Origin of the sequence: Pseudarthrobacter albicanus (assembly GCF_018224015.1) — a bacterium.
Lineage (GTDB): Bacteria > Actinomycetota > Actinomycetes > Actinomycetales > Micrococcaceae > Arthrobacter > Arthrobacter albicanus.
The window spans coordinates 39,533-47,510 of record NZ_JAGPOT010000058.1 but is presented as its reverse complement, the minus strand read 5'-3'; the positions used below and the strand labels follow the sequence as shown (position 1 = coordinate 47,510).

General features: G+C 66.3%; 8 protein-coding genes and 1 riboswitch. Of the genes, 3 read left to right on the top strand and 5 right to left on the bottom strand.

The annotated features are described in order from the left end of the window. The 4 genes from J9611_RS13750 to J9611_RS13735 all read right to left on the bottom strand — a co-directional run. Positions 1-786: glycogen debranching N-terminal domain-containing protein (locus tag J9611_RS13750; protein ID WP_281414568.1), on the bottom strand; the 786-nt coding region annotated here is incomplete at its 3' end. 123 nt (positions 787-909) lie between these two features. Next, positions 910-2,247, bottom strand: a complete 1,338-nt coding sequence (gene gdhA / locus J9611_RS13745; protein ID WP_211880923.1) for an NADP-specific glutamate dehydrogenase — start codon at positions 2,245-2,247, stop codon at positions 910-912. A 202-nt stretch (positions 2,248-2,449) separates the two neighbouring features. Then, a complete protein-coding gene (locus J9611_RS13740; protein WP_211880922.1) occupies positions 2,450-3,697 on the bottom strand; it encodes an amidohydrolase in 1,248 nt (415 codons plus the stop codon). A gap of 150 nt (positions 3,698-3,847) precedes the next feature. Continuing rightward, a complete protein-coding gene (locus J9611_RS13735) occupies positions 3,848-4,675 on the bottom strand; it encodes a sulfurtransferase (protein ID WP_211880921.1) in 828 nt (275 codons plus the stop codon). Positions 4,676-4,843: 168 nt separating this feature from the next. Next, positions 4,844-4,958, top strand: a riboswitch (SAM riboswitch). Between the two features lie 12 nt (positions 4,959-4,970). Here J9611_RS13735 and J9611_RS13730 point away from each other — a divergent pair. From J9611_RS13730 to J9611_RS13720, 3 genes are read left to right on the top strand one after another with little or no spacing between them, the layout of a single operon-like run. Further along, positions 4,971-5,270 (top strand): DUF1737 domain-containing protein, encoded by a 300-nt coding sequence (locus J9611_RS13730; RefSeq protein WP_211880920.1) that lies wholly within the window; start codon positions 4,971-4,973, stop codon positions 5,268-5,270. Beyond that, entirely contained in the window at positions 5,267-5,677 is a 411-nt protein-coding gene (locus tag J9611_RS13725; protein WP_211880919.1) for a rhodanese-like domain-containing protein, read from the top strand. The genes J9611_RS13730 and J9611_RS13725 overlap by 4 nt, the downstream gene beginning before the upstream one ends. Further along, the gene (locus J9611_RS13720; protein WP_211880918.1) at positions 5,678-6,886 is read left to right on the top strand and encodes an O-succinylhomoserine sulfhydrylase; all 1,209 of its coding nucleotides are present in this window, start codon (positions 5,678-5,680) and stop codon (positions 6,884-6,886) included. Between the two features lie 16 nt (positions 6,887-6,902). Here J9611_RS13720 and J9611_RS13715 read toward each other — a convergent pair whose 3' ends face one another. After that, the gene (locus J9611_RS13715) at positions 6,903-7,958 is read right to left on the bottom strand and encodes a 2,3-butanediol dehydrogenase (RefSeq protein ID WP_211880916.1); all 1,056 of its coding nucleotides are present in this window, start codon (positions 7,956-7,958) and stop codon (positions 6,903-6,905) included. Positions 7,959-7,978 lie beyond the last annotated feature (20 nt).

Below are 7,978 nucleotides of genomic sequence, written 5' to 3'. Positions count from 1 at the left end.
CCGTAGGGCACCCAGGTCGTCGTAGCTGCGCCGCAGGGTCCGTTCGATCGAGCGGTTGCCCATCTGCAGCACAGGAATCTTCGCCACCCACTCCTGCCGGCGCCGGTCCCGGGGGGACAATCCGTCCCCGTCAGTATGGACGAACGACGCGGCGGGACCGGCTGCCTCGATGCCGGGCACCACGGTCAGGACCGTGCTCCACTGGCCGTGCGGTGCGACGGTCACCCGGTATGTCAGGGCTTCGGGTGTGACGTCTGCCCCGGGGGCCCGGATGACTACGCCCTGCCGGACCTCCTGCCAGAGCGCCCGGATGGTCAGCGCGTCGCCCTCCGCGTGGCGGGTTTCCTCCCACCGCCGCTGGATCCGCGCCTCCTTCACCTCGAAAAGATCCGCGAAATCCGCCTCAATCCTCACGGAGATCACGCATTCGGCCGGCTCCAGGGAGTAATTGCGGACGGTGACCTGCTCCTGGATGCCGGCCCCCACTTCACGCAGCCGCTCCACGATCAGCGGGCTGTCGGCATACCCGTCCGCGCGGGGGACGCGGCCGGCAAACAGCGCCCGGTACGGCTCCTTCGTCTCAGCCGCCAGCGGCTCCAGCGGCTGGCCGTTAACCGTCAGGCTCCAGCCGGAGAGGATGCGGGTGTCGAGGACGAAAAGACCATGCGGATGTTCGGGATGGATGTCCCCGTTCGCCAGGGAGATGCAGAAAGACGATCCCTCCACCAAGGTGACCGCCCCGGAACCCAACGGCCCGGCCGCCGTATCAGCATTCCATCCAGCCATCCCGGCTCCTTCAAGGAATCAACACCAGCGCGCCCTGGCGGCTCAGGCCACGCTGCTGCCCGTCGCCGTCATTCTCTCCGATCGACGCTACTCCTGCTGGCCCCCCGATTCCAGAGCCCGCGGCTAGATGAGGCCCTGGGCGAGCATCGCGTCGGCCACCTTGACGAAGCCGCCGATGTTCGCACCCAGCACGTAGTTGCCCGGGTCGCCGTACTCCTCGGCGGTGGCGGCGCAGCGGTCGTGGATGCCGACCATGATCTCGGTGAGCCGCTGTTCGGTGTGCGCGAAGGACCAGGAGTCGCGGCTGGCGTTCTGCTGCATCTCCAGCGCGGACGTCGCCACGCCGCCGGCGTTGGCTGCCTTGCCCGGGCCGAACAGGATCCCGGCGTCCTGGAAGACGGCGACGGCGGCGCTGGTGGACGGCATGTTGGCGCCCTCACCGACGGCGAGCAGGCCGTTGCGGACGAGCCGGGCGGCAGCGTCGCCGTCGAGCTCGTTCTGGGTGGCGCAGGGCAGCGCCACGGTGGCGTTGACGTCCCAGACGGAGCCGCCGTCGACGTAGGACACGGCCGGGCGGCGGGCCCCGTAGTCCTTGAGGCGGCCCCGCTCGACTTCCTTGATCCGGCGCAGGAGGTCGACGTCGATCCCTGCCTCGTCCACGATGTAGCCCGAGGAATCGGAGCACGCCACGACGCTGGCGCCGAGCGACTGCGCCTTGGCGATCGCGTTGATGGCCACGTTGCCGGAGCCGGAGACCACCACGCGCTGGCCGTCAAAGGACTGGCCGCGGGTTTTGAGCATTTCCTGGGTGAAGATCACCGTGCCGTAACCGGTCGCTTCGGGCCGCACGAGGGAACCGCCCCAGGAGATGCCCTTGCCCGTCAGGACACCGGATTCGTAACGGTTGGTGATGCGTTTGTACTGGCCGAAGAGGTAGCCGATCTCGCGTCCGCCGACGCCGATATCCCCGGCCGGGACGTCGGTGTACTCGCCGATGTGGCGGTAGAGCTCTGTCATGAAGGACTGGCAGAACCGCATGACCTCGCCGTCCGAGCGTCCGCGGGGATCGAAGTCGGAGCCGCCCTTGCCGCCCCCGATCGGCATGCCGGTCAGGGCATTCTTGAAGATCTGCTCGAAGCCCAGGAACTTCACGATCCCCAGGTACACCGAGGGGTGGAACCGCAGGCCCCCCTTGTACGGGCCGAGGGCGGAGTTGAACTCCACCCGGAAGCCGCGGTTGATCTGCACCCGGCCGGAATCGTCCGTCCACGGCACCCGGAAGATGATCTGCCGCTCCGGCTCACACAGCCGCTCGAGGATGGCGCCTTCCAGGAACTCGGGGTGGCGGTCGTGCACCGGACCCAGGCTTTCGAAGACTTCCGTCACCGCCTGGTGGAATTCACCTTCGCCTGGATTCCGGGCCAGCACCGTGTCCCGGATGGCTTCGAGCCGCGCGTCCATGCAAATCTCCTTAACCCGGCGCCCGTCATGGAGTGCACGCTTTCATTGAACTGATTGGTTCCGTGGCCGGGCCGCCAGCACCCGCTGCGGCTATGTCCTGCCTACGGCCTGTCTATGGCCTGCCTTTGATTAGATCACTTTCGGCGGCGCCCGCGCCCCGAACGGGGTGCCGTGGCTGTCCGACGGCACCGGGCTTCGGGACTTACAGTCCAACTTTCGACAGGATCGCCGTCAGCGCCGCCCGGACGCCGGTTGTGAGCGTGGGTTCCATGGCCGGGCCGAAGTGCGGCGAATGGTTTCCGGGCACGGGCGCCTCCGAGGCCAGGCGTTCCGCGGTGTAGCCGCCGAACATCCAATACACCGAGGGCACCCCGATGGCGTCGGCGAGGGTGCCGAAGTCTTCGCTGCCCATCAGGGGCGGGACCTCACCGACGGCGTCGTCGCCGAGCGCGGTACGGAATTCCGAGATGAGCGTGGCTGTCTGCTGCGGATCGTTGTAGCAGCGCGGGAACGTGTAGAGCTCCTCGATTTCAGGTGCCGGGGCGTTGGAGGCAGCGGCCTCGGCGTTGATGATCCGGCTGATCGCGGCGAGGACGTCGTCGCGGACCTCCTGGTCAAACGTCCGCACGTTGAGGGTGAATTCGGCGGTGCCGGGAATGATGTTTTCCTTCAGGCCGGCGTGGAAGGTCCCGACCGTGACGACGGCGGAGTCCATCGGATGCAGTTCGCGGGACACGATGGTCTGGAGCCTGACCACCATGTGGGCGCCGAGCACGATCGGATCGATGGCGTCCTGCGGCTGGGAACCGTGCGCCTGGCGCCCGTGGACTGTGACCTTCAGGGAATCGGCCATGGCCATGGCGCTGCCCTGGCTGATGCTGATGGTTCCGGTCAGGCCCGGCATCACGTGCTGGCCGTAAATGATCTCCGGGACCGGCGCCTTGTCCCACAGGCCGTCGTCGACCATCGCACGGGCGCCCGCGGCGGTCTCCTCGCCGGGCTGGAAGATGAACACAATGGTGCCGGCCCAGGCATCCGTGGCGTCCGCCAGCAGGGTGGCGACGGTCAGGGCCGCCGTGATGTGGGTATCGTGGCCGCACCCGTGCATGACCGGGACCTCGGTACCGTCCGGCAGGGTGCCGGTGGCCGTGCTGGCGTAGTCGAACCCGGTGTCCTCCTTGATGGGCAGGCCGTCGGTGTCGGCCCGGAAGGCGACCACCGGGCCGTTGCCGTTGCGGAGCACACCGACGACGCCGGTGCCGCCGCAGGCAAAGGTCTCCAGGCCCAGTGCCTTCAGGCGCCGGGTGATGAATGCCGCCGTCTGGTGTTCCTGCATCGAAAGTTCCGGGTTGGCGTGCAGATGGCGGTACAGCGCGTGCATCTCGCCGGTCTGCTCGTCGGTGAGCTCCCAGTTCCCGGATGCGAGCCTGGACGTGGTGGTGGTGGTCATCGCAAGGTCCTTTGCTGGAGTTGGAAGGGGCGGTTTCTAGCTAACGACGCAACACTGGCTGAACGTGGTGTTGATTTATGGGCCGGCCGCGCCCCGACATTGCGGCTCCAACTCATAGGCCGGATCAGCAGGACGGGTCAGCCGGACGGGTCAGCCGGTTTCGACAGGCCTTTCAGTGGCGTGTCCATATTGGGACCAGCCACCGACGAACAGTCTGCCTTGGCCTAGTCCCAATTGCTCCATAACGAGCAGGTTGTGACAGGCAGTGACACCCGATCCGCAATAGGCAATGGTGTCCCCGGCGGCGACGATGCCGGCACGCTCGAAATTCTCGCGAAGCCGCTTGGCCGGGATTAGTCTTCCTGATGGGTCGAGGTTCTTCCGGCAGGGGACATTCACAGCGCCGGGTATGTGGCCTGGGCGGGGGTCGATAGGGTCTTGGCGTCCCTCGAAGCGGTCACGATTCCTCACGTCCATGACCTTGTATTGATCAGAAGACGCCTCCGAGATATCCGCAAGCAGAGTCTTAGGCCAGGCTTGGGCTGAAAAGTCTCCTTCCAGTTTTTGCGGGGCCTCCGTAGCGAGTTCTCCTGGGTAACTGGCGATACCCCCGTCCAGGACCGCGGCCATGCGGCCCGTCGACCGGAGCATCCACACGATTCGGGCCGCTATGACGCCGCCTGCGTCGTCATAAGCGATCACGATGTCAGAGTCATCTATGCCGGCTTCGCGCATCCCTTGGGCAAACACTTCCGGATCGGGTAGCGGGTTCCTCCCGGCGTCTTTCGAAGCCGGCCCGGAAAGCCACTGATCCATGTCGACGAAGACGGCATCCGGGATATGGCCGGCATCGTAAGCGTCCTTCCCCGAGGATCCATCCAGGTACCAACGGGTATCCACGAGAACGAATCGCCCCAAGTTGCCATTGCACCAGTTCCAGTCGACAAAGGGCCGCACGTTCGAATCGCCATTACTCATGATCCGGATTCTAAAGCGAGAAACCACATGTTGAGATACCGATCTCACCAAGTGGACGGGGGACCTTCGAAACAGACCCGCTGCGTCGTTTGTTGGAAACCGCCCCCGTTACTCAACATGACGACGGCGGCGGTGCGGGCCGGCGTCGTAGGTGTTACGTTTTTGGGGAGTAATGAGACCCGGCGCCAAGCCCTGACTGGCCGGTCGGCAACCCTCCCTTTCGCGGCGGGGTGCCTCAGGTGAATACTCGGCATATCGACCATTCGAGCTGCAAGCGTGAGAGAAGGAGATCGTCGTGCCCGACGCGTCCACCCAGGCGGCACCGCCCGCCACCCCCGCCACCGAAGAAAAGCTGGCCTACCGCCTGTTCACCGGCCCCGACGACCGCTCCTTCTGCGAGCGCGTTGCCGCGGCCCTGGCCGAAGGCTACGTCCTGCACGGGAGCCCCGCCGCCACCTTCAACGGCACCAACGTCATCGTGGCGCAGGCCGTCGTGCTGCCGATCGCGAGCGCGGACGCCGCCGTCGCCAGCGCGGTGGATGACCTGGAAAGCGACGGCTTCGGCGCCGACGAAGCATTCGAGGGCCACGCATGAGCTACGCCGGAGACCTCACCCCGCAGGAAGCCTGGGCCAAGCTCGAGGCGGGCGCCGTCCTGGTGGATGTCCGCACCGAGGGCGAGTGGGCGCACATCGGGATCCCGGACACCAAGGCCACCGAAAACGATCCCCTGTTCATCCAGTGGACCTTCCCCGGCGGCATCCCGAACCCGGATTTCATCACTCAACTCCGGCAGCAGGCTCCGGACAACGACGGCGCCGAGCTCGTGTTCCTGTGCCGCTCCGGCCAGCGCTCCATCGCCGCCGCCACCGCCGCCACGGAGGCCGGCTTCACCTCCTACAACGTCCTTGAGGGCTTCGAAGGCGAACCGGACCGCTACGGCGAGCGGACGGTCAACGGCTGGAAGAACCGCGGCCTGCCCACCAACCTCGGAAAGCACTAAGTGACCTTCAATCCCGACGCCGCCGGCTGGAGCCCCGACACCCAGGCCGTCCGGGGCGGACTGGACCGCACCGGCTTCCAGGAAACCACCGAACCGATCTTCCTCAACTCCGGCTTCGTCTACGAATCCGCCGCCGCCGCCGAACGAGCCTTCACCGGGGAGGACGAGCGCTTCGTCTACTCCCGCTACGGCAACCCGTCGGTCGCCACCTTCCAGGAGAGGCTCCGGCTGCTGGAGGGCACCGAGGCCTGCTTCGCGACGGCGTCGGGCATGTCCGCGGTCTTCACCGCCCTCGGCGCGCTGCTCGGCGCCGGCGACCGGGTGGTCGCCGCACGCTCCCTGTTCGGCTCCTGCTTCGTGATCCTCAACGAGATCCTCCCGCGCTGGGGCGTGGAAACGGTCTTCGTGGATGGGCCGGACCTGGAACAGTGGCGCGAAGCCCTGTCGGAGCCGACGACGGCGGTCTTCTTCGAGTCGCCGTCGAACCCGATGCAGGAGATCGTGGACATCGCCGCCGTGAGCGGACTGGCGCACGCCGCCGGAGCGACCGTCGTCGTCGACAATGTCTTCGCCACCCCGCTGCTGCAGCGCTGCGGGGACCTCGGCGCGGACGTGGTCGTCTACTCCGGCACCAAGCACATCGACGGCCAGGGCCGGGTCCTGGGCGGCGCGATCCTGGGCACGAAGGCGTTCATCGACGGGCCGGTCAAGCAGCTCATGCGCCACACCGGACCGGCGCTCTCCGCCTTCAACGCCTGGGTCCTGGCCAAGGGCCTGGAGACCATGGCGCTGCGGGTGAACCATTCCTCGGCGTCCGCCCTGCGCCTGGCCGGATGGCTCGAGGAGCAGCCCGCCGTGAACTGGGTGAAGTACCCGCTGCTGCCGTCCCACCCGCAGTATGAGCTGGCCGCGAAGCAGATGAAGGCCGGCGGCACCGTGCTGACCCTGGAGCTGTCCCCGTCCGGCGGGCGCTCCGCGAAGGAGGCCGCCTTCGCGCTGCTGGACGCGCTGCGGATCATCGACATCTCCAACAACCTGGGCGACGCGAAGTCCCTCATCACCCACCCCGCCACGACGACCCACCGCGCCATGGGCCCGGAAGGCCGGGCCGCGATCGGCCTGAGCGACGGCGTCGTGCGGCTCTCGGTGGGCCTGGAGGACGTCGAGGACCTGATCGGCGACCTCGGGCAGGCGCTCAACCAGGTGTAGGGAGCTGGGGCCGGGGCTACGGGTGGACCAGAATCTTCACCGCGGTGTCATTGTGGTTGATCAGGGTATCGAACCCCTGGTCGACGAGGTCTTCCAGTGCGATCCTGCCGGTGATGAATGGCTTGAGGTCCACCTTGCCGTCCTGGACCAGCCTGATCGTCTCGGCGTGGTCGCGCACGTAGGCGATTGTGCCCCGCAAATCGATCTCCTTCAGCACGATTTTCTGCATGTCCACCGTCGCCGGATGGCCCCAGATGGACACGTTCACCACGACGCCGGCGGGTTTTACAGCATCAAGCAAGGTATCCAGCACTGCGTTGACGCCGGCACATTCGAAGGCCACATCTGCGCCGACGCTGTCCGTGATTTCCTGTACCCGTGTCTGGACGTCTTCCTGGCTCGGATCGATCACGTAATCCGCGACCCCGCTGGAGCGTGCCTTTTCCTTGCGGGCCGCGCTGAGCTCGCTGATGATTGTAGTGACACCCATGCTTTTCAAAACAGCCGCCGTCAGCAGCCCGATGGGTCCGGAACCGCCGATCAGTGCGACGTCGCCTGTCTTGGCGCCGCTGCGGGTCACCGCGTGGTGGGCGACCGACAGCGGCTCGATCAACGCGGCCTGATCCAACGGAATGTCACCGATTTTATGGACCCACCTCGTGTCCACAACAATTTTCTCGCCGAGACCGCCGCCCCCGCCGGACAGGCCGATGAAGCCCATCTTCGTGCACAGATGATAGTTGCCGGCCTTGCAGGGTGCGCACTCGTCGCACACGAAATAAGGTTCGACGACGACATTGTCGCCGACTGCCAGTCCGTCAACACCTTCCCCGACCTCCACAATCGTCCCGGAGAATTCATGACCCATGGTGACCGGGGCTTCTTCTCCGGAGAGAGGATGGGGGTGTCCAGGCGCTGGGACAAAGATGGGGCCTTCCAGAAACTCATGGAGATCGGTTCCACAGATGCCGCACCACGCAACCTGGATTTTTACTGTCCGGGCCCGCACCTCCGGCTCCGGAACATCGTCGATCCGCACGTCATTGCGGGCGTAAAACCGTGCTGCTTTCATGTTCTCTTCTGCCTTTGTAT

Coding starts and splice junctions, on each gene's coding strand:
- gdhA (WP_211880923.1), bottom strand. CDS start 2,247: ATGGACGCGCGGCTCGAAGCCATCCGGGACACGGTGCTGGCCCGGAAT.
- J9611_RS13740 (WP_211880922.1), bottom strand. CDS start 3,697: ATGACCACCACCACCACGTCCAGGCTCGCATCCGGGAACTGGGAGCTC.
- J9611_RS13735 (WP_211880921.1), bottom strand. CDS start 4,675: ATGAGTAATGGCGATTCGAACGTGCGGCCCTTTGTCGACTGGAACTGG.
- J9611_RS13725 (WP_211880919.1), top strand. CDS start 5,267: ATGAGCTACGCCGGAGACCTCACCCCGCAGGAAGCCTGGGCCAAGCTC.
- J9611_RS13715 (WP_211880916.1), bottom strand. CDS start 7,958: ATGAAAGCAGCACGGTTTTACGCCCGCAATGACGTGCGGATCGACGAT.